The 26,035-nt window shown below is 57.7% G+C and carries 20 protein-coding genes; 10 read left to right on the plus strand and 10 right to left on the minus strand.

Translation table 11 applies throughout. The features are described from left to right. Positions 1 to 25: 25 nt before the first annotated feature. Positions 26 to 1,423 (minus strand): class II fumarate hydratase, encoded by a 1,398-nt coding sequence (gene fumC, locus RT657_RS01260; RefSeq protein ID WP_313651790.1) that lies wholly within the window; start codon positions 1,421 to 1,423, stop codon positions 26 to 28. A 191-nt stretch (positions 1,424 to 1,614) separates the two neighbouring features. Here fumC and manA point away from each other — a divergent pair, with 191 nt between their 5' ends. The 3 genes from manA to add all read left to right on the plus strand — a co-directional run bounded on the left by manA (position 1,615) and on the right by add (position 5,608). After that, a complete protein-coding gene (manA, locus tag RT657_RS01265) occupies positions 1,615 to 2,790 on the plus strand; it encodes a mannose-6-phosphate isomerase (RefSeq protein ID WP_313651793.1) in 1,176 nt (391 codons plus the stop codon). Between the two features lie 132 nt (positions 2,791 to 2,922). Continuing rightward, the gene (locus RT657_RS01270; protein WP_313651795.1) at positions 2,923 to 4,422 is read left to right on the plus strand and encodes a YdgA family protein; all 1,500 of its coding nucleotides are present in this window, start codon (positions 2,923 to 2,925) and stop codon (positions 4,420 to 4,422) included. A 190-nt stretch (positions 4,423 to 4,612) separates the two neighbouring features. After that, positions 4,613 to 5,608 (plus strand): adenosine deaminase, encoded by a 996-nt coding sequence (gene add, locus RT657_RS01275; protein ID WP_313651797.1) that lies wholly within the window; start codon positions 4,613 to 4,615, stop codon positions 5,606 to 5,608. 66 nt (positions 5,609 to 5,674) lie between these two features. On the opposite strand, the gene RT657_RS01280 is transcribed toward add, so the two are convergent. From RT657_RS01280 to RT657_RS01300, 5 genes are all read right to left on the minus strand, one after another. After that, positions 5,675 to 6,721, minus strand: coding sequence for an oxidoreductase (locus tag RT657_RS01280; protein WP_313651800.1), 1,047 nt, complete (start codon positions 6,719 to 6,721; stop codon positions 5,675 to 5,677). A 203-nt stretch (positions 6,722 to 6,924) separates the two neighbouring features. Next, the gene (araC, locus tag RT657_RS01285; RefSeq protein ID WP_111140482.1) at positions 6,925 to 7,842 is read right to left on the minus strand and encodes an arabinose operon transcriptional regulator AraC; all 918 of its coding nucleotides are present in this window, start codon (positions 7,840 to 7,842) and stop codon (positions 6,925 to 6,927) included. Between the two features lie 76 nt (positions 7,843 to 7,918). Further along, entirely contained in the window at positions 7,919 to 8,902 is a 984-nt protein-coding gene (gene araH / locus RT657_RS01290; protein WP_313651803.1) for an L-arabinose ABC transporter permease AraH, read from the minus strand. A gap of 12 nt (positions 8,903 to 8,914) precedes the next feature. Beyond that, complete coding sequence (araG, locus tag RT657_RS01295; RefSeq protein ID WP_313651806.1) at positions 8,915 to 10,435, minus strand: L-arabinose ABC transporter ATP-binding protein AraG; 1,521 nt, start codon at positions 10,433 to 10,435, stop codon at positions 8,915 to 8,917. A gap of 98 nt (positions 10,436 to 10,533) precedes the next feature. Further along, positions 10,534 to 11,517, minus strand: coding sequence for an arabinose ABC transporter substrate-binding protein (locus RT657_RS01300; RefSeq protein ID WP_313651808.1), 984 nt, complete (start codon positions 11,515 to 11,517; stop codon positions 10,534 to 10,536). A 365-nt stretch (positions 11,518 to 11,882) separates the two neighbouring features. On the opposite strand from RT657_RS01300, the gene RT657_RS01305 reads away from it, so the two are divergent. Continuing rightward, on the plus strand, positions 11,883 to 13,580 hold the full coding sequence (locus RT657_RS01305) for a ribulokinase (protein WP_313651810.1): 1,698 nt from the start codon (positions 11,883 to 11,885) through the stop codon (positions 13,578 to 13,580). A gap of 192 nt (positions 13,581 to 13,772) precedes the next feature. After that, positions 13,773 to 15,272: an L-arabinose isomerase gene (araA, locus tag RT657_RS01310; protein WP_313651812.1), complete on the plus strand. Its 1,500-nt coding sequence runs from the start codon at positions 13,773 to 13,775 to the stop codon at positions 15,270 to 15,272. A 1,505-nt stretch (positions 15,273 to 16,777) separates the two neighbouring features. Here araA and yjfF read toward each other — a convergent pair. The 4 genes from yjfF to ytfQ form a co-directional block, all read right to left on the minus strand. Continuing rightward, on the minus strand, positions 16,778 to 17,764 hold the full coding sequence (yjfF, locus tag RT657_RS01315; protein WP_313651814.1) for a galactofuranose ABC transporter, permease protein YjfF: 987 nt from the start codon (positions 17,762 to 17,764) through the stop codon (positions 16,778 to 16,780). Further along, on the minus strand, positions 17,761 to 18,777 hold the full coding sequence (gene ytfT, locus RT657_RS01320) for a galactofuranose ABC transporter, ATP-binding protein YtfT (protein WP_313651816.1): 1,017 nt from the start codon (positions 18,775 to 18,777) through the stop codon (positions 17,761 to 17,763). The genes yjfF and ytfT overlap by 4 nt, the downstream gene beginning before the upstream one ends. Next, the gene (locus tag RT657_RS01325; protein WP_313651818.1) at positions 18,770 to 20,290 is read right to left on the minus strand and encodes a sugar ABC transporter ATP-binding protein; all 1,521 of its coding nucleotides are present in this window, start codon (positions 20,288 to 20,290) and stop codon (positions 18,770 to 18,772) included. Before RT657_RS01325 ends, ytfT begins: the two co-directional genes overlap by 8 nt. Before the next feature lie 77 nt (positions 20,291 to 20,367). Then, the gene (gene ytfQ / locus RT657_RS01330) at positions 20,368 to 21,324 is read right to left on the minus strand and encodes a galactofuranose ABC transporter, galactofuranose-binding protein YtfQ (RefSeq protein WP_313651820.1); all 957 of its coding nucleotides are present in this window, start codon (positions 21,322 to 21,324) and stop codon (positions 20,368 to 20,370) included. A gap of 685 nt (positions 21,325 to 22,009) precedes the next feature. Here ytfQ and ydgT point away from each other — a divergent pair. The 5 genes from ydgT to rsxC form a co-directional block, all read left to right on the plus strand. Next, positions 22,010 to 22,225, plus strand: coding sequence for a transcription modulator YdgT (gene ydgT, locus RT657_RS01335; RefSeq protein ID WP_111140496.1), 216 nt, complete (start codon positions 22,010 to 22,012; stop codon positions 22,223 to 22,225). A gap of 110 nt (positions 22,226 to 22,335) precedes the next feature. Further along, positions 22,336 to 22,779 carry a DUF2569 domain-containing protein gene (locus tag RT657_RS01340; RefSeq protein WP_313651822.1) on the plus strand — a complete coding sequence of 148 codons (444 nt, stop codon included), beginning with the start codon at positions 22,336 to 22,338 and terminating at the stop codon, positions 22,777 to 22,779. A 123-nt stretch (positions 22,780 to 22,902) separates the two neighbouring features. Then, positions 22,903 to 23,484, plus strand: coding sequence for an electron transport complex subunit RsxA (gene rsxA / locus RT657_RS01345; protein WP_313651824.1), 582 nt, complete (start codon positions 22,903 to 22,905; stop codon positions 23,482 to 23,484). Beyond that, positions 23,484 to 24,062, plus strand: a complete 579-nt coding sequence (rsxB, locus tag RT657_RS01350; RefSeq protein WP_313651827.1) for an electron transport complex subunit RsxB — start codon at positions 23,484 to 23,486, stop codon at positions 24,060 to 24,062. The genes rsxA and rsxB overlap by 1 nt, the downstream gene beginning before the upstream one ends. After that, positions 24,055 to 26,035 (plus strand): electron transport complex subunit RsxC (gene rsxC, locus RT657_RS01355; RefSeq protein WP_313651830.1); only part of this gene is annotated, 1,981 nt, incomplete at its 3' end. The genes rsxB and rsxC, both read left to right, overlap by 8 nt.

Below are 26,035 nucleotides of genomic sequence, written 5' to 3' on the forward strand. Positions count from 1 at the left end.
AGCGGAGGCTGGCCTCTGACATCGCTTACGACTTCATGCTGCCGACCATCTCTTCCGGCCTGACCCACGCATCGAACTCCTCTTCGCTCAGGTAGCCCAGCTTCAGCGCCGAACCTTTCAGCGTCAGCCCCTCTTTGTGCGCCTTCTTGGCAATCTCGGCAGCTTTGTCATAGCCAATGTGTGTATTCAGGGCCGTCACCAGCATCAGCGACTCATTCAGCAGCTGATCGATACGCTCGCGCACCGGCTCGATGCCGACCGCGCAGTGGTGATTAAAGCTGTCCATGCCATCCGCCAGCAGGCGAACCGACTGCAGGAAGTTATGGATGATCATCGGACGGAAGACGTTAAGCTCGAAGTTACCGGACGCACCACCCATGTTGATCGCTACATCATTCCCCATCACCTGGCAGCAGAGCATCGTCATCGCTTCGCACTGGGTGGGGTTTACCTTACCTGGCATGATCGAGCTGCCCGGTTCATTTTCCGGAATGGCAATTTCGCCGATGCCGCAGCGCGGGCCGGACGAGAGCCAGCGCACGTCGTTAGCGATTTTCATCAGCGAGGCGGCCAGTCCTTTCAGTGCACCATGCGCGTGAACCAGTGCATCACAGGTCGCCAGCGCCTCGAACTTGTTCGGCGCAGTAACAAACGGCTGCTTCGTCAGTTCGGCCAGCGCCTCCGCCACCCGCACCGCATATTCCGGATGGGTGTTAAGACCGGTTCCGACGGCGGTGCCGCCCAGTGCCAGCTCCGCTACGTGCGGAATGCTCTGCCCGATATGCTTCAGGTTGTGCTCCAGCATCGCTACCCAGCCAGAGATCTCCTGCCCCAGGGTCAGCGGCGTGGCATCCTGCAGATGGGTACGGCCAATCTTAACAATATCTTTAAAGGCGTCGGACTTCTGGCTCAGGGTATCTTTCAGCACGTGGATCTGCGGGATCAGCTGTTCACGCAGGGCGATCACGGCGGCCACATGCATGGCGGTCGGGAAAACGTCGTTGGAACTCTGGCTTTTATTCACATCGTCGTTGGGATGCACCAGCCGCGACATACCGCGCTCGCCGCCCAGCAGTTCGCTGGCGCGGTTGGCCAGCACTTCATTCATGTTCATATTGGTCTGAGTGCCGGATCCGGTCTGCCAGACTGCCAGTGGAAACGCATCGGCATGTTTATCAGCCAGTACCTCATCTGCCGCGCGGACAATCGCATCGGCCCGGTCAGCAGGCAGCAGGCCCAGATCGCGGTTAACACTGGCGGCCGCCCGTTTGGTCAGCGCCAGAGCATGCACCAGCGCAGTGGGCATTTTTTCGGTTGAGATGCGGAAGTGCTCCAGTGAGCGCTGCGTCTGCGCACCCCACAGTTTGTCTGCCGGTACGTCGATGGGGCCCATTGAATCTTTTTCAATGCGGTTGGCTGCCATGAATACATCTCCTTCACCTTGTATTTAAAAGAATGTGCACCCGTTCTGGCGCGCGTCCAGGGTACACCAGATAGCAATACACAATAATTTAACATTATCAGAGCTTAGCGCCGTTTGGGATCCGGTCGCTATTTTTAACGACAGTTTCTGCTTTAATAACGACCATAATTTTTGTGCCCCGGGAGTTCGTGATGCAAAAAATGAACAACTCACTGCAAAATTATGCCTGGGGCAGCCAGACAGCATTCACCCGCCTCTATGGAATTGCCAACCCGCAGGGCCTGCCGATGGCAGAACTCTGGATGGGGGCGCATCCGAAAAGTCCCTCTACCGTGTCTGATCGGGGCCAGCCGCGATCGCTGCATGAGGTCATCGCGGCCGATCCTGTCGCCATGCTGGGAGAAACCGTTGCACAGCGTTTTGGTGAACTGCCCTTTCTCTTCAAAGTCCTCTCCGCCGATCGGCCACTCTCCATTCAGGTTCACCCCAGTAAACCCGCCGCCGAGGCAGGCTTTGCCCGGGAAAATGCGGCAGGGATCCCCCTGACGGCAGCTGAACGCAACTACAAGGATCCCAACCACAAGCCAGAACTGCTTTACGCGCTGACCCCCTTTCAGGCGATGAATGGTTTCCGCACGCTGACGGAGATAGTGTCGCTTCTGGAACCCGTCGCAGGCGCCCATCCGCAGATCGCCCACTTTCTGCAGCATCCTGACCTGACGGCGCTGGCTGCACTCTTTTCTGCCCTGCTCTCGCTGGAGGGTGAGCCGAAGTCGCGGGCGCTGGATATCCTGAAATCGGTGCTGCGGGTGCAGCAGGGTGAGCCGTGGCAGACTATCCACGCTATCGCGGCGGACTATCCCGACGACTGCGGCCTGTTTTCACCGCTGTTACTGAATGTGATAACGCTGCAGCCGGGCGAGGCGATGTTTCTCTATGCTGAAACGCCGCACGCCTACCTGAAAGGCGTGGCGCTGGAGGTGATGGCCAACTCTGACAATGTGCTGCGGGCCGGATTGACGCCGAAATATATCGATGTTGCCGAGCTGATGGCGAACCTCTCGTTCGAAGAGAAACCCGCCAGCGCCCTGCTGATTGCACCCATGCAACAGCGCCACACCCTGCGCTTTCCGGTTCCGGTCGACGATTTTGCTTTCGCCATTCACACCCTGAGCGCCGCGCCGCAATCGCTGGCGCAACAGAGCGCCGCCCTGCTGTTTTGCATTGAGGGTCAGGCAACGCTTGTCAGAGGCTATGAGCAACTGACGCTGAAACCCGGTGAGTCCTGCTTTATTCCCGCCTGTGAATCACCCGTGTCGGTGGCCGGGACGGGCCGTCTGGCGCGGGTATTTAACGACTTAGGGTGAACCGGCTGACGAAGTGTCGCTTAACTGCTATTATTTCAACCTATTAGCATTTAAACGCCTGCGGGCGTTTTTCTTCGGTCGCCAGGGCACACCTGCGGCGTTAGCGGACTCAAGGATAAGGACGAATCAGCAATGAAAAAGACCAATGTTGCCGTAGGTGTCATCATCGCACTGGGTGTAATCTGGACTGGCGCGGCATGGTTCACGGGCAAACAGATTGAAAGTCACAGGGATCAGCTGGTCCAGAATGCTAACGCGCAGCTGAATGCTTATGCCCCCAACAGCCGACTGAAAATCAGCTATCAGGATTATCAGCGCGGTGTGTTCAGCAGCAAAGTGAATCTGGTGATTCAGGCCAGCTCACAGACCGAAGATAATCCCCTGCTCAAGCCTGGCCAGAGCCTCATACTGAATGAAACCATCGACCATGGCCCCTTCCCGTTTGCGCAGCTGAAGCATTTCAACCTGATCCCGAGCATGGCCTCCGTGCATACCGAACTGGCGAATACCGATGCGGTGAAAAAGCTGTTTGAGCTGACCGGAAATAAATCGCTGATCAATGCAGATACCCGCATTGGTTACAGCGGCGCGACCGATACGGCGCTGCGTATCCTGCCGATTGATTATCAGAACGCACAAAGCGGCGAACGTCTGGCGACCAATGGCGGCACCTTCAACGTCAGCGCGGACAACAAGGGCGACAAAGTCTCGCTCGACAGTGATGTCGATAGCCTGGCGCTGACCAGTAAAAATGAGATGGGTCAGCCGGTGCTGTTCACCCTGAACGGCCTGAAGCTGAGCGGTAACAGCCACCTCAGCCCTGAAGGCGTGCGAATTGGCGATCAGTCGGTCGATATTGAGAAGGTCAATGCCAGCATCAACGGTCAGGACGCGCTGACGCTGCATAAAATGAAGGGCACCTCCTCGTTCGATAACAGCGCCGGTAAGATTGGCGGTAATATCGACTATCAGGTCGAAAGCGTTCAGCTGCAGAAGCAGGATTTTGGTCGGGCGGCGCTGAAGATGAAACTGTCTCAGTTTGACGCGCAGGCGGTAAAAGCCTTCTCCGACCGCTATAACGCGCAGATACAGGCGCTGCAGAGTCAGCCTGGCCTGGCCGATGACCCAATCCGCTATCAGGCGGGCCTTCATCAGATCCTAATGAATAATCTGCCCGTGCTGTTGAAAGGCGCCCCCTCTCTCAGCATTGCACCGCTGAGCTGGAAAAACGACAAAGGGGAAAGCACCTTCAACCTGACCGCTAATTTCGACGATCCTTCTCTGGTAACCGGCGAGGCGCAGAGCCTGAGCGCCATGGTGGACCGGGTTCTGAAGTCGCTGGACAGCAAGCTGACGATCAATATGCCGATGGCGACCGAAACCATGCAAAAAGTGGGTCTGGCTGAAGGATATCAGGCTGATGACGCGCAGAAACTGGCCGATCAGCAGGTGAAAGGACTGGCGGCGATGGGCCAGATGTTCCGCCTGACGCAGCAGCAGGACAACAACATTGTGACCAGCCTGCAGTACGCTAATGGCCAGGTCAATATGAACGGCGACAAGATGACGCTGGAGCAATTTCTGTCCCGCTACATGCTGGGGATGCCGACCAGCGAAGGGATGCCACAGTAAGTCGTTTCATCGCATCAGGGCGGCCTTCGGGTCGCCTTTTTTTTCGCCGCAACGGCCTGACCAGGCATTTCAGCGGGGTTATGGGTAATTATGCAGCATCCGGCGGCACCGTTTGCGCAAATAACTGGCGCTGTTGCGCATGATATTTTTATAATGCTCTGCACTTCACTGACAACTGAGCGAGTGCACTATGATTGATTCTAAACTTCCCCTGACTGATATTCATCGCCATCTTGATGGCAACATCCGTGCACAGACTATTCTTGATTTAGGTCGCCAGTTTAACCTTGCTCTGCCCGCTTCCACGCTGGAAACGCTGCGTCCGCACGTCCAGGTGGGCCAGAATGAACCCGATCTTGTGAGCTTTCTGCAGAAACTCGACTGGGGCGTAAAAGTGCTGGGCGATCTGGATGCCTGCCGCCGCATCGCGCAGGAGAATATCGAAGATGCCGCCCGCGCGGGCATTCACTACGCGGAACTCCGTTTTTCCCCGGGTTATATGGCGATGACCCACAACCTGCCGATCGCCGGTGTGGTGGAAGCGGTCATCGACGGTGTGCGCGCAGGCCGTCAGCAGCACGACATTGACGTGCGCCTGATTGGCATTATGAGCCGCACCTTCGGTGAAGAAGCCTGCCTGAACGAGCTGGAGGGATTGCTGGCACATCGCGATCATATCACCGCGGTCGATCTGGCGGGCGATGAGCTGGGCTTTCCCGGCAGCGAATTCCTGAGCCACTTTACGCGCGCGCGCGATGCGGGCTTCCGCGTGACGGTCCATGCGGGCGAAGCCGCGGGTCCGGAGAGCATCTGGCAGGCGATTCGTGAGCTGGGCGCGGAGCGTATCGGTCACGGCGTTAAAGCGATAGAGGATCGGGCGCTGATGGACTTCCTGGCGGAGCACCGCATCGGCATCGAATCCTGTCTGACCTCCAACATTCAGACCAGCACCGTGCCGTCACTGGCGCAGCATCCGCTGAAGACCTTCCTTGAGCATGGCATTCTGGCGACCATTAACACGGATGATCCGGCAGTACAGGGCATTGAGCTGGCCCACGAATACCATCACGCCGCGCCTGCGGCGGGTCTGAGCGCGGCGCAGATCCGTCAGGCGCAGGAAAATGGGCTGACGATCGCCTTCCTCAGCGACGCAGAGAAAGCGGCCATTCGCGCCCGCGTGCAGTAATTCCGACGCGAAAAAAAACGGGCCGGCTTAGCCGGCCCGTTCTGCTCTCGGACTACCCTCTGGCGATCAGACGCGCTTCAGCGACATTGTCTGGCGCTTTTCGGCGGATTGCAGACCCAGCTCGATCAGCTCCATGACCTGAATGGCCTCTTCCGCCGTAACCGGGTTACTGCCCCGCCCGGCAATCGCCTCGCGCACCGCTGCATAGTAAGCCGGATAGTTACCCGGCTGTGTCAGCTGCGTGGTTTCGTTCAGCGCATCGCCATCCACCCGCGTCAGGGTGCCATCACGCATGTCGTAACCCCAGTCTTCCTGCGGCGGGAAGTCACCTGATTTCAGACGATCTTCCTGCGGGTCCAGCCCATATTTGATGTAGCTGCCGCGCGTGCCATGCACCGTATAGCGGGCGGACTCCGCCGCTACCAGCATGCTGGCGTGCAGCACCACGCGGCGCTGTGGATAGGTCAGTGTGGCATGGAAGTAGTCCGTCGTCTGCGCCCCCGGCCGCATCTCGGCCAGGTCGACATTGATGGCGACCGGCGGGCCAAACAGCTGCAGCGCCTGGTCCAGCAGATGCGGCCCCAGGTCGTACCAGATGCCGCTGCCTGCGCCCTTCATTTCGCGCCAGCGATTGCGGACTTCCGGACGGAAGCGGTCAAAGTGCGACTCAAAATAACGGACTTCGCCCAGCGTACCGGCTTCAAGCAGCGACTTCAGCGTCAGGAAGTCGCTATCCCAGCGACGGTTATGAAAGACGGAAAGCAGCAGTCCTTTCGCTTTGGCCAGGGCATCCAGCTCACGCGCCTGTGACAACGTCACGGTAAAAGGCTTATCCACCACGACATGCTTTCCGGCATTCAGCGCCGCTTTAGCCAGTGGGAAGTGGGTATCGTTGGGTGTCGGAATCACGATCAGCTGCAGTGTCGGGTCGTCCAGCAGTGCCTGAGGATCGGTGACGACCTGAACGCCAGGCCAGTCGGCGTGGACTTTACTGGCGTCGCTACTGGAAATCGCAGCCAGCTCCACGTCCGGCGTTCCCGCAATCAGCGGGGCATGAAACGTTTTACTGGCAAAACCGTAGCCGATGAGGCCAACACGTAATTTATCGCTCATTTTACTCCCTCTCAGAGCCAGCCCATCCGGTGAAATCTTAACAGTCAGCGCGGGTACAGGCAGTGCAGTCCATAAGGCGCAATCACACTGCCCGGCTTCCGGCTGATGTCAGGATCCGCCCGCTGGGTCAGGTATTTAGTCGCTAACCTGACTGATTTAAGACGATTAACCTGATAGGGACAAGGAGGAATTTACCAAAAAAACTAAGAGATAGCACTACGCGCCAACGGCCAGGCAGTCTGCGCCGCCAGGCTGTCGTGTGCATCCTGATTACGGCGGCGGAAGTCGCTGGGGCTGACGCCGACCCGCTTACGAAAGACCCGGGAAAAATAGAGCTGATCGTCGTAACCCACTTCGCGCCCGACCGAGGCAATCGGTTCCTGAGTCGTCTGCAGCAGCAGCTTGGCGCGGATCACGCGCTGATCTTCCCGCCAGCGCAACAGGTTGACCCCCATCTGCTCGCGGAACAGATGCGCCAGTCGCGACGGTGACAGGCAGACGTGGCGGGCCACCTCTTCGATTCTGACTTCGCTGGCGAGATGGTTAGTGACATACTGGCAGGCTTCAATAACGCGCGGATCGCGGATCAGCTGATGACTGCGGGGATCTTCTTCGACGGCGCGCAGCAGCAGCCGTTCCAGCAGGTTCATCGCCAGCTCTTCCGCGAAGCGACGTCCGGAGTTGTGAGTCTGTTCGATACTGGCAAACAGCCGGTCGAATTCGCCGCGCAGCGATTCCGGCAGCAGCAGGCGTCCGACCCCCTCCTGCTCATCCTGCCAGCGCAGCCAGTCCTGCCAGTAAGCACGCGGGCGGAAATAAACCCAGCGGTGGAACCACTGCGGGCTGTCTGGCGCGCGGCCATAATAGTGGGCGGTTTTTGGCTGGAACAGCAGCAGTTCGCCCGGTTCGCAGTCAAATGCCCGCTCGCCGTCGAATACCCGTCCTTTACCTTTGATGGTGAGATTCAGAATATAACCTTTCATGCCGTGCGGACGATCGATAAAGAAATCGAGCGGGCCATCGGCAGTAATCGGGGTCAGCCCCGCGACCAGCCAGGCGTTAAATGAATAGCCCGGCAGCAAGGGGTTTTGCTGTTCGGCCGGTAATTCGCGGTGATACATAGCGTCCTCACTCAGTCTGTTATTGTCCGGATAGCCCGCAGAAGCGGCTGCACCTGCGGGCCAGCGACGCGTGCAATCAGGCTTTTTTCTGTTTATAACGGTCAAATATCACCGCAGCTAACAGTATCAGACCGCGCACGACATACTGTGAGAATGGCGAGATATTCAATAAATTCATCGCATTCTCAACCGTACCCAGAATGAGCACCCCGGCCACGACATAAGAAATTTTGCCGATCCCGCCCTTCAGCGAAACGCCGCCCAGCACGCAGGCTGAGATCACCACCAGCTCATAGCCGATAGAGGTCATCGGCTGGCCGCTGGTCATGCGTGACGCCAGGATGATACCCGCCGCCGCCGACACCAGACCGGAGAGGATAAAGATGATGATGCGGGTACGCACCACCGGCACGCCCGCCAGTCGCGCCGCCTCTTCATTGCCGCCGATGGCCAGCGTATTGCGGCCAAATGTGGTTTTGTTGAGCAGGAAACCGAAGATCAGCATGGTCGCCAGGGTCAGCCAGATCGGCGCCGGTACACCAAGCCAGTTAGCAAAGCCCAGCGCAAAAAAGCGTTCATCTTCAATGCCGACCGCTTTACCGTCCGAGAAAATGTAGGCCAGACCGCGCACAATCTGCATGGTTGCCAGCGTGGTGATCAGCGCGTTGATCTTCAGCCGGGCAATCACGAAACCGTTGATAAAACCCGTGACCATACCCAGCACCAGACCGGCCGCCACGCCAATCCACAGGCTTTCAGTCATATTAATCACGACAGCGGTAACCACACCCGCACAGGCGATAACAGAGGCGACAGACAGGTCAAAATCCCCTGACGCCAGGCAGAACAACATGCCGCAGGCGACCATGCCGGACATCGACATCGCCAGCCCCAGGCCTTTCATGTTGATAAAGGAGCCGAAGTTCGGCACAAAAATCGCACAGACAATAAACAGCAGCGCAAAAACAACCAGCATGCCGAAGTTGTCCCAGATGCGACCGAACTGCAGTCCGCCGCGTGATGCAGGCTGCGGCGTATTTGAGGTCGTGGATGAAGCCATGATACTCTCCTGTCAGGCCACGGCGGCCGCTTGAGTGGTTTTAGGCATCGCCAGGCTCAGCGTCTGCTGCTCCGTGGCGTCGTCGTGCAGCAGTTCACCGGCGATGGCACCTTCGCGCATCACGACGATGCGATCGGCCAGGCCCATCACTTCCGGTAAATCGCTGGAGGCGAACAGCACCGCGATGCCCCGGTTCGCCAGCTGATAAATCAGGTTATAGATCTCGTGTTTGGCCCCGACATCAATGCCGCGCGTCGGCTCATCCAGCAGGATCACCTTCATCTCTTCCGACAGCCAGCGTCCCAGAATCGCCTTCTGCTGGTTGCCACCGGAAAGATTCATGATCAGCTGATCGGCGCTGGGCGTCTTGATCTTCAGCGAGCGGATGTGGCTGTCGGCGTTTTTATTTTCCCAGCCGTTTTTAATCAGACAGCCAGCGGTGAGATTATGACGGCGGGCGCTGATATTGATGTTATCGCGCACCGAATGCACCGGAATAATGCCCTCGGCTTTGCGATCTTCCGGACAGAGCATAATACCCGCCCGGATGGCGTCGATCGGCTCGCGCAGCGGCAGCGGCTTGCCATCCAGGATCACCTGACCGCCACGCAGACGGGTGCCGCCAAACAGCCCTTTCAGCAGTTCGCTGCGTCCGGCGCCCACCAGGCCAAACAGCCCGACGATTTCACCGGCATGAACCTTCAGCGAAATTGGTGTGCGGACGCCCTTCGCCTCAACCTTATCCAGTTCCAGCCGCACCGCGCCTTTGGCTCGCGGCGTGTAACCATAGATGTCACCAAGGTTACGCCCCACCATCGCCTGCACCAGATCGTCGTGATGCGTGTTCGCCATGTCGGTAAAGGTGCGCACGTAGCGGCCATCCTTGAAGACGGTAATGGCATCGCTGAGGGCGAAGATCTCTTCCATACGGTGCGAAACGTAGAGCACCACCCGGCCCTCCTGACGGAGCTGGCGGATGACGCGGAACAGGTTGTCGATCTCACGTGCCGACAGAGAGCTGGTCGGCTCATCGAAGGCGATGATGCGTGCGTTACGCGCCAGTGCTTTGGCAATCTCCACCATCTGCCACTGCCCCAGCGACAGGTATTTCAGCGGCATATCCGGATCGATATCCATGCCGAGATTTTTCAGCTGCAGGCCCGCCTCAAAGCGCATCAGCTTACGGTTTACCAGCCCGTGTTTATGGGGGATCTGACCGAGGTAGATATTTTCCGCCACGCTCATTTCCGGTACCAGATGCAGTTCCTGGTAGATAATGGCCACGCCCGCGTCCAGCGCATCCGTGGTGCGCTGAAAGTTCACTGGCTGACCTTTGATACGAATCTCACCGCCGCTCGGCTGATAACTGCCGCTGAGTATTTTTAACAGCGTCGATTTGCCCGCACCGTTTTCGCCCATCAGTGCATGGACTTCACCGCCGCGGCAGTCGAAAGAGATATCCTGCAACGCTTTCACGCCAGGAAACGTTTTACTGATGCCATGAAACGACAGAAATGCTGAATCAGTGTTCATGTGGATCCTCACTCTTTCGCGCCACCCGCCGGTTGCAGCGGGTGACGCGAAATCGGCTACGAAGGATGTCAGGTGCAAAACACCTGACAGGCTCAGGGTTACATCAGTCCTTTTTTCGCCAGTTCGGTTTTGAAGTTGTCACGGGTGATCAGCACCACATCAGTAACCTCGGTGAATTTCGGCGGCTCTTCACCTTTGCTGACCCAGTTGTAGAGCATCTGGCTGCTTTTATAGCCGTGAATGTCCGGGCTTGGCAGCAGCGAGCCGTAAAAGCCGGTCGCTTTGTCTTTCGACAGTTCGCTGACCGCATCCACACCGTTGATGCCGATACCGATGACGTCAGCCGCCTTAAAGCCCTGACCTTCTGTGGCACGAACGCCACCCAGCACGGTGTTGTCGTTCATACCGACAACCAGCCAGTGTTTGATTTCAGGATGCTGAACCAGCAGGGAGTTACCGGCATCAAATGCGCCCGGAATATCGTTGGATTTGGTCGGAACCTGGTAGATCTGTCCGGCAGGGAAACCGGCTGCCTTGAGTGCATCCATAGAGCCGCCGGTACGACGACGTGCGGTATCGAGTTCATTGGCTGTAATTGCCATCACGCCGGTGGTTTTTACATCCCAGCCGCGTTTCTGCATCTCTTTATAGAGTTCCTGTCCCTGACGCTCGCCAATTTTGGTCGCGGCCATCATCACCAGCGGCACCGTGTCCATCGGTTTGCCTTTGGCCGTCACGAACTGGTCGTCGACTGCGATGACCTTCAGGCCGTAGCCGCGCGCTTTCGCCATAATGGCGGAGCCAAGTTTCGGATCGGGCGTACAGATTACAAAACCTTTTGCACCGTTGGCCGCCAGGCTGTCGATGGCATTCAGGGTTTTTTCCCCATCCGGTACGGCAATTTTGATCACGTCAAAGCCAAGATCTTTGCCCGCCTTGTCGGCGAATTTCCATTCAGTCTGGAACCAGGGTTCCTCTGGTTGCTTGACTAAAAAACCCAGCTTCATGGTCTCGGCGATAGCGGATTGTGACATAACCGCTGCCAGGCCGATGGCCGCGAATGCTTTAGTGAATTTATGCATGATGCTCTCCGGTACCAGGTTATTTTTCGCTGCTAATAACGAATTGGTGTAAACGCTACCAGTTAGTTTTGTTTTGTGGGTACAGCCATAAATCAGTGCGTTAGACTGCTCTGTGTAGTCAGCCTGTGCAGACGCTGGGCTAGTTTTAGCGGGATTAGCGAAGAAAAATGTAGAGCGGTATCACATCTTAAAATCACGACAAAATGATCCATATATTCAGCAAATTTAACCGGACCTTAACTTTTGCAATGGATCACAAAATTACTGCCGATGACAGAAAAGTACATATTGTCAGCCAGCAATGACTAACTGTTCCGGCGCGCCGAACCCAGGATACAGGAGTTAACTCATTACAGGAGATTCCGATGCGTGCTGGAGCCATCACCCTTGGGCTGGATTTTGGTAGTGATTCGGTGCGTGCGCTGGCCGTCGATTGTCACAGCGGCAAAGAGCTACAGAGTGCGGTGTCTGACTATCCGCGCTGGCAACAGGGCTTATACAGCGATCCACACACCAACCGTTTTCGTCACCATCCGCAGGATTACATTGATGCCATGGAGCAGGCGCTGCTCGGCGTGCTGAATGCGCTGAGCGACGAGCAACGCCGTGCCGTAGTCGGTATCGGCGTGGACAGCACCGGCTCCACCCCCGCGCCGATTGATCGCGAGGGTCATGTGCTGGCGCTGCGGCCGGAGTTTGCCGACAACCCCAATGCGATGTTCGTCCTGTGGAAAGATCACACCGCAATAGAAGAAGCGGAAGCGATCAATCAGCTCTGTCACAGCGGCCGTTTTCAGGACTACAGCCGTTACATCGGTGGCATCTACTCCTCTGAGTGGTTCTGGGCAAAGATTCTGCACGTATCGCGTGAAGATGCTGCCGTGCGCGAGGCGGCAGTTTCCTGGGTCGAGCTGTGCGACTGGGTGCCCGCCCTGCTAAGCGGCACGACCGCACCGGATAAACTGCGCCGCGGCCGCTGTGCTGCCGGGCATAAGGCGCTGTGGCATGGCGACTGGAACGGTCTGCCCGATGCCGAGTTTCTCAATGCGCTCGATCCGCTGTTAACGCAGCAGCTCGACTTCCCGCTTTTTACCGATACCTGGACGGCGGATCTGCCGGTCGGCACGCTCAGCCCGGAATGGGCACAGCGTCTGGGTCTGACGCAGACCGTCACGATCTCCGGTGGCGCGTTTGACTGTCACATGGGTGCCGTCGGTGGCGGCGCGAAACCTTATACGCTGGTGAAAGTGATTGGCACTTCAACCTGCGACATCCTGATTGCTGATGCAGCGCAGGTCGGCGATCGCGACATCAAAGGCATCTGCGGCCAGGTCGATGGCAGCGTCATGCCCGGTGCGATTGGGCTGGAGGCGGGTCAGTCTGCCTTTGGTGATATCTATGCCTGGTTCAGCCGTTTACTGGGCTGGCCACTGCAGCTGGCGGCGCAGCAGCATCCCGCGCTGAAGCCGCAGCTGGCGGAGATGCAAAAGAGCCTGATTAAAGATCTCACTGAGGCCTGGGCGGCGAACCCACAGCTCGACCATCTGCCGGTGGTGCTGGACTGGTTCAACGGTCGCCGCACGCCGAATGCCAATCAGCGACTGAAAGGAGTCATCACAGATCTCAATCTGGGAACCGACGCACCGGCGCTGTTTGGCGGCCTGGTCGCGGCGACCGCCTTTGGCGCACGCGCCATCATGGAGTGTTTCGAACAGCAGCAGATTCCGGTGGAGAACATTCTGACGCTGGGCGGCATCGCCCGCAAATCCCCTGCCATCATGCAGGCCTGTTGCGACGTGATGAACCGGCCGCTGGATATTGTCGCTTCCGACGAATGCTGTGCGCTGGGGGCGGCGATCTTTGCCGCTGTCGCCGCCGGGGTTCACGCCAGCGTTCCGGAGGCACAGCAGGTCATGGCCAGCCCGATTGCCGTCACCCTGCAGCCCGATCCGGCCCGCGTTGCCCGCTATCAACAACTTTATCAACGCTATCAACAGTGGAGCGTAACGGCTGAACCGCAATATGCCGCCCGCCCCGCTTCCGCGACCAGCCTGTCCCGGTAGGCGTAAGGGTTAAAGACAGTCCGGACACGGGCAGGCGCACACAGCGTACGTGAGGATGACTCGCTGCGCTCGCCCCTTCAGGGCCACCCTGACGGACGTTCAGGTTGTTAAAGCAGCCTGTGTGCGCTGCCCGGATTCCGGCAGACAAATTAAACAGCCTATTGGGATAGGCGCAAAGTAAAGGAGTGATGTATGGAACAGTCAAACAGCTACAGCGTGTGGTTCGTCATCGGCACACAGCACCTCTACGGGGCGGAAACCTTGCGCCAGGTTGAACAACATGCCCGTCAGGTCGTTGACGGTCTCAATCAGACCGGCTTACCGCTTCGCCTGGAGCTGAAACCGCTGGTGAAATCGCCGGATGAAGCGCTGGCCCTGTGCCGGGACGCCAATTTCGACCAGCAATGCGTCGGTATCATTACCTGGCTGCACACTTTCTCACCGGCCAAAATGTGGATCAGTGGCCTGAGCATTCTTAACAAGCCACTGCTGCAGTTTCATACCCAGTTCAACGCAGAGATCCCGTGGGACAGCATGGACATGGACTTTATGAACCTGAACCAGACGGCACACGGCGGCCGCGAGTTCGGTTTCATTGGCGCGCGCATGGGCCTGCAACACAGCGTGGTCACGGGTCACTGGCAGGACAGCGCCAGTCAGCAGCGTCTGGGAAACTGGATGCGGGCAGCCCTGGCGAAACAGGAAAGCCAGCAGCTGAAAGTGGCCCGTTTTGGCGACAACATGCGTGAAGTCGCCGTCACTGAAGGTGATAAAGTGGCCGCCCAGATCCAGTTTGGCTATGCGGTAAATGGCTGGGGCGTCGGCGATCTGGTTGAGGTTATTAACGGCGTCAGCGACGGTGACGTGAATGCGCTGATTGACGAATATGAGAGCCTCTACCGCTTTACGGATGTCGCTGCGTCCGGCGGTGAAAAACGCCAGAACGTGCTGGATGCGGCGCGTATCGAACTCGGCCTGACCCGTTTTCTGGAAGCGGAAGGCTGCCACGCCTTTACCACCAACTTCCAGACGCTGCACGGCATGACGCAGCTGCCTGGCCTGGCGGTTCAGCGCCTGATGGCGAAGGGTTATGGGTTTGCAGGCGAAGGTGACTGGAAAACCGCTGCCCTGCTGCGCATTTTCAAAGTCATGGCCGGGGATCGTAAAGGTGGCACCTCATTTATGGAGGATTACACCTATCACTTCTCACCAGGCAACGATCTGGTACTCGGCTCGCACATGCTGGAAGTCTGTCCGTCGATTGCCATCGAAGAGAAGCCATTAATTGATGTGCAGTTCCTGGGCATCGGTGATAAAGCCGATCCGGCGCGTATGATCTTCTCCACCCCGGCGGGCCGGGCAATTAACGCCAGCGTGATCGATATGGGCGATCGTTTCCGTCTGCTGGTAAACGTCGTTGACGCAATTGAACAGCCGAAACCGCTGCCGAAACTGCCTGTTGCGCGTGCGTTGTGGAAGGCCCAGCCATCACTGGCGACCGCTTCCGAAGCGTGGATTCTGGGCGGCGGCGCACACCATACGGTATTCAGCCAGGCGCTGACGCTGGAGGATATGTATCTGTATGGTGAGATGAACGACATCGAAGTGCTGGTGATTTATGAGCACACCCGGTTGCCCGCGTTTAAAGATGCACTGCGCTGGAACGAGGCGTACTATCGGTTGAAACGTTAATCAGGGATTAGCGGTGCCTTTCGCCTCTGCGACACGCGAAGTGCAGGGGTTGAAAGGCGCCCTGTTTCAACCCTAATGCCATGCGTTCCGGAACAGCGGCGTGCCGTAAAGTCGCGGTTAATTCCTTCCTCAGGCCCGCCACCCTCACGTTCAGTAACGCTACTTCTGCTCATAAAGCAGCACCCAAGCCCGATCGGGAAAGAAACTCCACCTCAGCCCTTAAAGCCGCACCAAAGCCCGACCCGGGCAGGAAAGGCATGCGCGAAGAGTAAAGCGTCCGCGCCAGGGATGGCGCGGACGATCCGCAGGGATGCAGGAACCCTTTGCGATCGGGCATGCCTTTCCTGACCCTGCGCCTCAGCCCCCGCGATGCGTTGTTTTCTGACACCACGTGAACAGACATCTTCCCGGACGCCCCGCTCAGGCCAACCCTTCCGACGTTCAGGAAAGCCACTTCAGCCCTTAAAGCAGCACCAACGCCCGACCGGGAAGGAAAGGCATGCCCGGAGAGCAAAGCGTCCGCGCCAGGGATGGCGCGGACGATCCGCAGGGATGCGGGAACCCTTTGCGATCGGGCATGCCTTTCCTGACCCTGCACCCCAGCCACCCGCGAGGGTTTTCTTTACCACGCAATACAAAAACAGCGCTTCACGAATACCCCGCTCAGGCTCCCCCTCCCGGCTTTCAGGAACGCCGCCTCACCTCTTAAAGCCACACCAAAGCCCGACCGGGCAGGAATGGTATGCCTGAAGAGCAAAGCGTCCGCGCCAGGGAGGGCGCGGCCGATCCGCAGGGATGCGGGCATCCTTTGCGCTCGGGCATGTCTTTCCTGACCCTGCGCCTCAGCCATCCGCGATGCGTTGTTTTCTCACACCACGTGAGCAGACTTCTGCCCGAACGCCCCGCTCAGGCTATCCCTCCCGACTGTCAGGAAAGCCAATTCAGCCCTTAAAGCAGCACCAACGCCCGACCGGGAAGGAAAGGTATGCCCGGAGAGCAAAGCGTCCGCGCCAGGGAGGGCGCGGCCGATCCGCAGGGATGCGGGCATCCTTTGCGCTCGGGCATGTCTTTCCTGACCCTGCGCCTCAGCCATCCGCGATGCGTTGTTTTCTCACACCACGTGAGCAGACTTCTGCCCGAACGCCCCGCTCAGGCTATCCCTCCCGACTGTCAGGAAAGCCAATTCAGCCCTTAAAGCAGCACCAACGCCCGACCGGGAAGGAAAGGTATGCCCGGAGAGCAAAGCGTCCGCGCCAGAGATGCGGGAACCCTTTGCGATCGGGCACGCCTTTCCTGACTCTGCGTCTCTGCCCCCCGCGATGCGTTGTTTTCTCACACCATGCGAACAGATTCCTGCCCGAACAAAAGACCTGCTACCGGCATGCTGGATGGCGGGCAATGGAACAGCGGCACATCATGGGTGAAAAGGTCACGGTGAGCGTGCTTTATCGGACGCAGAAAAAAGGCGGCTCCTGAGAGCCGCCTCTTATCCTGGTACTGAATAATCAGGAAGTGAGTCGCTTAACCGGAGCGTTCTGCTGACGATCCCAGATCACCGTCAGTAACCGCTGCAGGGCGATAAACGCAAACAGCAGAATCCCGATAGCGATCTTGGTCCACCACGAACTCAGCGTGCCGTCGAAATTGATCCAGGTCTGAATCAGCCCCTGAATCAACACACCAAACAGTGTTCCCAGCACCGTACCCACCCCGCCCGACAGCAGCGTTCCTCCAATCACCACCGAGGCAATCGCATCCAGTTCCACACCCAGCCCAGCCAGCGCATAACCCGCCGAGGTATAAATCGAAAATACGATTCCGGCCAGCGTCGCCAGCGTGGTAGAGAGCATATAGATTTTGATGGTGGTGGCGCGGGTTGATACGCCCATCAACTGCGCCGACGTCAGGTTGCCGCCGATGGCATAAACCCGATTACCAAAGCGCGTACGGTGCGCCAGCATAATCCCGCCGACCACCACGACCAGCATAATGACCGCCAGCAGGCTGAGGCGCCCGCCGCCCGGCACCTTCCACGCCAGACTGGAAAGCATGGTATAGAACGGATGATCGATAGGAATCGAATTCTCCGACACCAGATAGCTGCAGCCGCGCAGGAAAAACATCCCCGCCAGCGTAATGATAAAGGCGGGGATCTTCAGTGCATCAATCAGCCAGCCCATCATCGCCCCGAACAGTGCCCCCATTGACAGAATCAGCGCAAACGCCAGCAGCGGATTGAGATGGAAATCGCCAATCACGCGCGCCAGAAACACGCCGGTAAACGCGATCACCGCGCCAACCGACAGATCAATCCCGCCGGATAAAATCACAAAGGTCATGCCGACAGCGATAATGCCCAGGAAAGCGTTGTCGGTCAGAATGTTGCAGATAACCCGGGTAGAAGCGAAGCCCGGAAACTGACTCAGACAGAACAGATAACCCGCCACAAACACCAGCAGCGTAATCATCAGCGGAAGATGACGTTTAATCATGTCGGACGTCTCCGTTTCAGCATCGCAATAAACCGCGGTGACTGCAGTAACAGCACGCACATCACCACCACCGCTTTTACCACCTGATTCAGCTCAGGCGGGAAGCCAGAGAGCAGAATCCCGGTATTCATCGACTGGATAATCAGTGCACCAATCAGCGACAGCACCAGATTGAAGCGACCGCCCATCAGCGACGCCCCCCCAATAACGACGGCCAGAATCGCATCCAGCTCCAGCCACAAACCGGCATTATTAGCATCTGCACCACGAATATCCGCCGCCACAATCAGCCCGGCAACAGCGGCACAGACGCCGCTTATCGCGTAAGTGGACATCACCACCAGCCAGCCAGTCACCCCCGCGTTGCGGGCGGCACGCAGATTAATGCCCACCGCTTCAATAAACAGGCCCAGCGCGGTCTTGCGGGTCAGCAGCCAGACCGCCAGCGCCACCACCAGCGTGATCCAGACCGGCACCGGCAACATCCACAGCGAGCCGTTACCAAACCAGCCAAGACTGTCGCTGTCGAAGGTTACAATCTGCCCTTGGGTGATCAGCTGCGCGATTCCGCGCCCGGCCACCATCAGGATCAGCGTGGCCACAAACGGCTGGATCCGCAGCAGCGCCACCAGCACCCCGTTCCACAACCCACAGAGTAAACCGGTACCCAGCGTCGCAAGGATGATAAAGGGCACGCCGTGGCCGGCCACCGTCAGCGTGGCGGCAGTCGCCCCCGCGATGGCCATCACCGCGCCTACGGAGAGATCGATACCGCCCGTGGCGATCACCAGCGTCATCCCGATCGCCAGCAGCGCCACCGGTGCCGCACGGTTAAGAATATCGATCGGACTGCCGAACAGACGCCCATCCTGCAGATGCACGGCAAAAAAGTTACTGGCGACCAGGCTGTCTATCAACAGCACCAGCAACAGCGCGGCAATCTGTGGCATTCCGGCTGGGAACTTCAGCTTACGACGTGGCGTTTTTTCAGATGACATAGGCGACTCAAGCATGTTGTACCCCTCCGTCCGCGATAGCATTGACGATTGACGCCACTGAAAGCTGCTCCAGCGGAACCTCAGCTACCTGCTTCAGATCGCGCATAATCAACACCCGGTCGGCATAACCCACCAGCTCTTCGAGTTCAGAGGAGATGACCAGCAGCGCCAGACCATCGGCGCACAGGGATTCAATCAGACGAATAATCTCAGCGTGCGCGCCCACATCAATACCGCGCGTCGGTTCATCGAGGATCAGAAACTGCGGCTTCGTGACGAGCCAGCGCGACAGCAGCACTTTCTGCTGATTGCCGCCTGATAACAGCTCCACCGGCTGCTCGGCGTGCGGCGTACGGATGCCCAGACTTTTGATAAAACGGTCGGCAATCGCCTGCTGCTCGCGTCGCTTAATCGGCCGCAACCAGCCTCGCTGCGCCTGCAGCGCGAGAATAATATTTTCCCGCACCGACGCCGCGCCAATGATCCCGTCCGTCTTGCGATCTTCCGGACAAAACCCCATCCCCAGCTGAGAGGCTTTCGCCGGGTTGGTAATGCGCTGCACTTTGCCCTTGATCTTCGCCGTTCCGCGATCGGCACGGCGAATCCCAAACAGCACCTCAGCGGTTTCGGTGCGGCCCGACCCCAGCAGTCCCGCCAGACCCACCACTTCGCCGGGACGCACTGCCAGGTTGAAGGGTTCGATGGTGCCTTTCCGGCCATAATCTTCAAACGATACCACCGGCTGATTGCTGCGCAGCGTGCTGCCCTGACGCTGCAGTGCCGTCTCCAGCAGTTCACGCCCCAGCATCAGCTTGATCAGCTCAATCTGTGGCAGCGTGGCCGTGTCGTGGGTGGCGATATATTGCCCGTTCCGCAGCACAGTAATCCGATCGGTAATCCGGTATACCTGGTCAAGAAAGTGGGTGACGAAAATCAGGCTCATCCCGCGGGCTTTTAACTGCGCCATCAGGGTAAACAGCATCTCGACTTCACTGGCGTCAAGGCTGGCGGTCGGCTCATCGAGGATCAACACCTGCGCCGACAGGTCCACCGCGCGACAGATAGCAATAATCTGCTGCATCGCCACCGAGTAGTGACCCAGCGGGCGGGTAACATCCAGGGCAAAGCCATAATTCCGCATCAGGGCATCGGCATCCCGCACCATTCGGCGACGGTCAATCAGGCCAAAGCGACGCGGCTCACGGCCAATGTAAAGGTTATCCGCCACCGACATGTTCGGCAGCATATTGACTTCCTGATAGACGGTGCCAATGCCCATCTCCTGCGCCTGCGCCGTATTGTGCGGCGTGATCGGCTGACCGTTCAGGATAGTAGTACCGGCATCGCGGCTGTAAACGCCGGTCAGCACTTTAATCAGGGTCGATTTGCCGGCGCCGTTTTCACCCAGCAGTGCCATAATTTCGCCTTTACGAATATCAAAGGAGACATTATTCAGGGCCTTAACGCCGGGAAAACTTTTGCTGATGCCCTGGATGGATAACAGCGGTGTTTCACTTTGCGTAGTCATTCTGCGCACTCCGCCTTACGTCAGGAAAAAACCGCCCCGTAGGGCGGTCTGCGGCCGTTCTGAAGCTGACGGGTGAATCAGTAACCCATGTCTTTTTTGGTTTCCAGCTCCTTCTGCGCGTCGGCAGGCAGGAACAGCTTCGACTCGGTCTTGATCACTTTTGGCGGTAGCGTGCCATCTTTTTTAAACTTCTCCAGCGCATCAAAGGCCGGACCTGCCATGTTCGGGGTCAGCTCCACGTTGGCATTCGCCTCTCCTGCCAGCATGGCTTTGTAGATATCCGGAACACCATCAATCGAGCCGGTCAGAATATCCTTGCCTGGCTTCAGGCCCGCTTCTTTAATCGCCTGAATGGCTCCAATCGCCATATCATCGTTGTGCGCATAAACCATACAGATGTTTTTGCCGTTGTTCTCCGCCTTGATAAAGCTCTCCATGACCTCTTTACCCTTGCTGCGGGTAAAGTCACCTGACTGCGAACGGATCACTTTAATGTTTGGATGATTGCTGATGGCTTCTGCAAAGCCTTTCTTACGATCAATCGCCACACTGGCGCCCACGGTGCCCTGCAGTTCAACCACGTTACACTGCTTATCGCCCACTGTTTTTACCAGCCAGTCGCCGATCAACTTGCCTTCCAGCACGTTGTCCGCCGTCACTACCGCCTGGTAAAGCGATTTGTCTTTCACCACAATCGCGCGGTCCAGCAGATAGACCGGAATTTTGGCATCTTTTGCTTCTTCCAGTACCGGTTCCCAGCCCGTCTGTACCACCGGGGCGATGAAAATGGCATCCACGCCCTGAGCGATGAATGAGCGGACAGCCTTGATCTGATTCTCCTGTTTCTGCTGACCATCGGCGATTTTCAGGGTAATGCCCCGTTTTTTGGCTTCACTTTTCGCGACATTGGTTTCCGCCGAGCGCCAGCCAGATTCAGAACCGACCTGCGAGAAGCCCACCGTCATATCTGCAGCGAGCACCGGGCCGGTTAACGCAGCACTGACCAGCGTGGTCAGAAGTAAACGTTTCCACATAGTTTTTATCCTCTGAAAGGCGATTGCTGTTTAGGGTAGAGAGCCTGCTTAGACTGGACTAAAAAAGGGTGCATAATGGCGACACACTTCACAAATCAGAGCAATTTAAAGGGGTTACGTGCATGACGACGGCTTCGCTGCGTGTGCCGTTATGGATGAAATGGCTGAAAAACGTAAATGTAGCCGTTAAATAATTGTAATAAACAGAGGCGCTTATGATTCAGGCCGCTGGAAGCGATTACAGAGAGGCGTACAAAATGGGTTATGACGCTGGCCATTAACAAAAAATGGGTTTTGTGACTGGCCGCACACTCCCCGTCTGGCCCGCTTCTGGCGCGAAACGTTTCTATGGTAACTGAGGGCACCTGACGCATCAGGCCGGATTCAAAAGGGTGAAAAATAGGGAACTAACCTGCGAAAGAGTGTGAAGTAAATAAAAAGGGTATTTTATATCACAGTTAATCGCTTCGGTTATCTGACAAAAATAGTGGATTTCAAAGGTCACTCCCAGGCTCAGGCGCACAACCAAAAGCTTTCAGCCAGATAAACAGGCAGACAGGAGAGGTTAATGACCGATAATGTGTTTTTGTCTGATTTTTGTCTTTTTCACATCTGGCATCTGGACAGCTAAAGCCTGCCCCCTATACTGAGCACACCTTTGTTACTTCTCTCTGTAATGGCAATGATGACTGCGCACGATTACCTGCTTAAATTCCGCAAAGTAAATAACTCAGACAGTCTGGAAAAACTTTTTGATCACCTCAACTACTCTCTGACCAATGATATGGACATCATTAATATGTACCGGGCTGCCGATCATCGACGCGCGGAACTTGCCTCAGGCGGTCGGCTATATGATCTGGGCTGCGTTCCGAAAACGGTATGGCGCTACGTGGTGTAATGTCTGACTGATTTTTCACTGTTTTTGCCTCTGATTCTGTCCGGATGGGCGCGCCCTTCTGGACATGTTATTCTGCTGCGCTTCACCTCTCCGGAATAGGAATAACGACGATGAATGAACAGGTTGCTGCGCCGCGTATTGGTGGCTGGCTTCTGCTACCGCTGGCCTGGCTGATAATGACCCTGTTAACCACCGTTCTGGTGCTGGCGATGTATCTGACCCCCCTGTTTAATCCGGAATGGCGTGTGGCGCTGTTTTCTCATGGCAGTACGCTGCTCTCTTACTGGGCCATTTCTCTGCTTACCGCCGTCGCCGTCTGGGCGTACAGCCTCTGGATCAGCTGGCTGTTCTTTAAACGCTCCCGTCGTCTGCCACGCCACTATCTGCTCTGGCTGCTGATTACCGTCCTGCTGGCACTGAAAACCTTTGCTTTTACGCCGGTAGCCGATGGCCGTGCCCTTCAGACATTGCTGTTGTCGCTGCTCGCCGCAGCGATCTTTGCGCCCTATTTCAAGCGTTCTGCACGGGTAAAAGCGACCTTCATTGCGCCCTGACGTCGTGAGTCATGCCAGGAATTTAATTCTGAGTGCGGTCTGCCGCCTGGCAGAGAGTACAGGTGTTGAGATACGCCGCGCTATCCACGATAATAAGCCGCTTTCCGGCTCCCAGGCGAAAAAATGACCGATTATCTGCTTCTTTTTGTTGGCACCGTGCTGGTGAATAACTTCGTTTTAGTGAAGTTTCTCGGCTTGTGTCCCTTTATGGGCGTTTCCAAAAAACTGGAAACGGCGATTGGCATGGGCCTTGCTACAACATTTGTGATTACGCTGGCCTCGATCTGTGCCTGGCTGGTCAACCATCTGATCCTGTTGCCGCTGGACCTGGTTTATCTGCGCACCATGGCCTATATCCTGGTGATTGCCGTCGTTGTACAGTTCACCGAAATGGTCGTGCGTAAAACCAGTCCGTCACTCTATCGTCTGCTGGGGATTTTTCTGCCGCTGATTACCACCAACTGCGCGGTGCTGGGCGTGCCCCTGCTGAGCGTCAATCTGAACCATACTTTTCTGCAGGCGGCCCTCTATGGCTTCAGTGCCTCCATTGGCTTCTCGCTGGTGATGGTGCTGTTCGCCGGTATGCGCGAGCGGCTGGTGCTGGCCAATGTACCTGCGCCGTTTAAAGGCAACTCTATTGCCCTGATTACCGCCGGCCTGATGGCACTGGCGTTTATGGGCTTCAGCGGGCTGGTGAAATTCTGATGACCGCGATCTGGATTGCTGTTGCTGTATTAAGTGCGCTGAGTCTGGTGTTCGGTGCCCTGCTGGGTTACGCCTCGCGCCGCTTTGAAGTGGAAGAAGATCCTATCGTTGAGCAGATAGATGCCGTTCTGCCGCAGAGCCAGTGTGGTCAGTGTGGCTATCCGGGCTGCCGCCCTTACGCAGATGCGGTTGGTAATAACGGTGAGGCGATCAACAAATGTGCGCCCGGCGGCGAACAGACCATGCTCAAGCTGGCCGCGCTGCTGAATGTGGAGCCGCAGCCGATTGACGGCGATGAAGCGGCGAAAGAGCCGGTTCGCACTGTGGCGTTTATCGATGAAGCCAACTGTATCGGCTGCACGAAATGTATTCAGGCCTGTCCAGTGGATGCGATTGTCGGGGCAACCCGCGCCATGCATACCGTGCTGAGCGATGTCTGCACCGGCTGCGATCTCTGCGTCGCTCCCTGCCCGACTGACTGTATTGAAATGCGGCCGGTTGCCACCACACCAGCTAACTGGAAGTGGGATTTAGAGACCATTCCTGTACGGGTGATCCCGGTAGAAACTCATGCTTAATCTGTTTAACTTCCTGAAAAAAGAGAAGGTCTGGGATTTCGAGGGGGGTATTCATCCGCCGGAAATGAAAACCCAGTCTAACGGCACGCCGCTCAGCGAACTGCCCTTACCGCACCGTTTTATTATTCCACTCAAACAGCATATCGGACACGAAGGCGAGATCTGCGTGGCACCCGGCGACCAGGTGCTGCGCGGTCAGCCGCTGACCTTTGGCACGGGCCGAATGCTGCCCGTCCATGCGCCCACGTCCGGCGTCATTGACGCGATTGGTCACCACATGACCGCCCATCCATCGGGACTGTCAGAACTCTGCATTTTTCTGACGCCCGATGGTGAGGATCGCTGGATACCACGCGACCCGCTGCCTGACTACCGCCAGCATCCCCGTGCGGACATTGTGCAGCGTATTCACGATGCGGGCGTGGCGGGCCTGGGCGGTGCGGGCTTCCCCACCGCCACCAAACTGAAGGGTGGCCTGCGCGGGGTTAACACCCTGATTATTAACGCGGCGGAGTGCGAGCCTTATATCACCGCCGACGATCGCCTGATGCAGGATTACGCCGCTGAGGTGCTGGAGGGCTGCCGCATCCTTGCCTGGGTACTGCAGGCTGAGCGGGTGCTGATCGGCATTGAGGATAATAAACCTGAAGCGATCGCTGCGCTGAAGCAGGCGCTGGGCAGCGAGCGCGACCTGCAGATTCGGGTTATCCCGACCAAATACCCCTCTGGCGGTGCCAAACAGCTGACCCGCATTCTGACCGGCAAAGAAGTGCCGCACGGCGGACGCTCGACCGATATCGGCGTACTGATGCAGAACGTCGGTACGGCCTGGGCCGTGAAGCGGGCAATCGTCAACGGTGAACCCATTACCGAACGGGTGGTGACGCTGACCGGCGAGGCGATCGCCCAGCCGCGAAACGTCTGGAGTCGTCTGGGTACGCCAATCAGTCATCTGCTGCATCATGTCGGCTTTACCGCTGCGCCCCGACAGATGGTCATCATGGGCGGGCCACTGATGGGCTTCACCCTGCCATCGCTGGATGTGCCGGTGGTGAAGATCACCAACTGTATTCTTGCGCCATCTGCCACTGAGATGGGAAACAACGAGGAAGAACAGTCCTGCATCCGTTGTTCGGCCTGTGCCGACGCCTGTCCGGCCAAACTGCTGCCGCAGCAGCTCTACTGGTACAGCAAGGGTGGCGACCACGATAAAGCCCGCGCGCACCATATCGATGACTGCATCGAATGTGGTGCCTGCGCCTATGTCTGCCCGAGCAATATTCCGCTGGTGCAATATTACCGTCAGGAAAAAGCCGAACTGCGCGCTATCGATCTGGAAGCGAAACGTACGCTGGAAGCGAAAGCCCGCTTTGAAGCCCGTCAGGCACGACTGGAACGCGAAAAGCAGGCGCGTGAAGCGCGTCATGAAGAGGCGAAGCAGCGGGTTGCCCGTTCCGACAGCGGTGAACTGGCCGCTGCGAAAGCGCGGGTGAACGCCCGTCAGACGGCCGAGCCGGATGAAGCCACGCTGGAAGCACAGCGCGAGGCTCGTCATGCTCAGGCGCGTTTGCGTCAGGCAGAGGCGCAGGCTGAAACCCAGCCGGTGACCCGTCAGTCGGTTGATCCGCGCAAAGCTGCGGTTGAAGCTGCGATTGCCCGTGCCAAAGCGAAGAAAATGGTGGAGAAACCCGCCGAAGTTGCGTCAGATGCCGCTGCCGCGCCAGAGGCCGCTGCCGATCCGCGTAAGGCCGCCGTTGAGGCCGCTATCGCCCGTGCCAAAGCGAAGAAAGCTGCGCAGGCGGAAAGTGCGGATGCTGCATCAGCTACCGACAACGCAGCCGCGCCGGAGGCCGCTGCCGATCCGCGCAAAGCCGCCGTTGAGGCCGCTATCGCCCGCGCTAAGGCGAAGAAGGCTGCACAGGCGGAAAGTGCGGATGCTGCATCAGCTACCGACAACGCAGCCGCGCCGGAGG

It is taken from the genome of Pantoea sp. (assembly GCF_032114055.1).
In the GTDB taxonomy this organism is placed as follows: Bacteria; Pseudomonadota; Gammaproteobacteria; order Enterobacterales; family Enterobacteriaceae; genus Pantoea.

Coding starts and splice junctions, on each gene's coding strand:
- fumC (WP_313651790.1), bottom strand. CDS start 1,423: ATGGCAGCCAACCGCATTGAAAAAGATTCAATGGGCCCCATCGACGTA.
- RT657_RS01300 (WP_313651808.1), bottom strand. CDS start 11,517: ATGCATAAATTCACTAAAGCATTCGCGGCCATCGGCCTGGCAGCGGTT.
- add (WP_313651797.1), top strand. CDS start 4,613: ATGATTGATTCTAAACTTCCCCTGACTGATATTCATCGCCATCTTGAT.
- ytfT (WP_313651816.1), bottom strand. CDS start 18,777: ATGCTTGAGTCGCCTATGTCATCTGAAAAAACGCCACGTCGTAAGCTG.
- RT657_RS01325 (WP_313651818.1), bottom strand. CDS start 20,290: ATGACTACGCAAAGTGAAACACCGCTGTTATCCATCCAGGGCATCAGC.
- ytfQ (WP_313651820.1), bottom strand. CDS start 21,324: ATGTGGAAACGTTTACTTCTGACCACGCTGGTCAGTGCTGCGTTAACC.
- yjfF (WP_313651814.1), bottom strand. CDS start 17,764: ATGATTAAACGTCATCTTCCGCTGATGATTACGCTGCTGGTGTTTGTG.
- RT657_RS01270 (WP_313651795.1), top strand. CDS start 2,923: ATGAAAAAGACCAATGTTGCCGTAGGTGTCATCATCGCACTGGGTGTA.
- RT657_RS01305 (WP_313651810.1), top strand. CDS start 11,883: ATGCGTGCTGGAGCCATCACCCTTGGGCTGGATTTTGGTAGTGATTCG.
- manA (WP_313651793.1), top strand. CDS start 1,615: ATGCAAAAAATGAACAACTCACTGCAAAATTATGCCTGGGGCAGCCAG.
- araA (WP_313651812.1), top strand. CDS start 13,773: ATGGAACAGTCAAACAGCTACAGCGTGTGGTTCGTCATCGGCACACAG.
- RT657_RS01280 (WP_313651800.1), bottom strand. CDS start 6,721: ATGAGCGATAAATTACGTGTTGGCCTCATCGGCTACGGTTTTGCCAGT.
- rsxB (WP_313651827.1), top strand. CDS start 23,484: ATGACCGCGATCTGGATTGCTGTTGCTGTATTAAGTGCGCTGAGTCTG.
- araH (WP_313651803.1), bottom strand. CDS start 8,902: ATGGCTTCATCCACGACCTCAAATACGCCGCAGCCTGCATCACGCGGC.
- rsxA (WP_313651824.1), top strand. CDS start 22,903: ATGACCGATTATCTGCTTCTTTTTGTTGGCACCGTGCTGGTGAATAAC.
- ydgT (WP_111140496.1), top strand. CDS start 22,010: ATGACTGCGCACGATTACCTGCTTAAATTCCGCAAAGTAAATAACTCA.
- RT657_RS01340 (WP_313651822.1), top strand. CDS start 22,336: ATGAATGAACAGGTTGCTGCGCCGCGTATTGGTGGCTGGCTTCTGCTA.
- araG (WP_313651806.1), bottom strand. CDS start 10,435: ATGAACACTGATTCAGCATTTCTGTCGTTTCATGGCATCAGTAAAACG.
- araC (WP_111140482.1), bottom strand. CDS start 7,842: ATGTATCACCGCGAATTACCGGCCGAACAGCAAAACCCCTTGCTGCCG.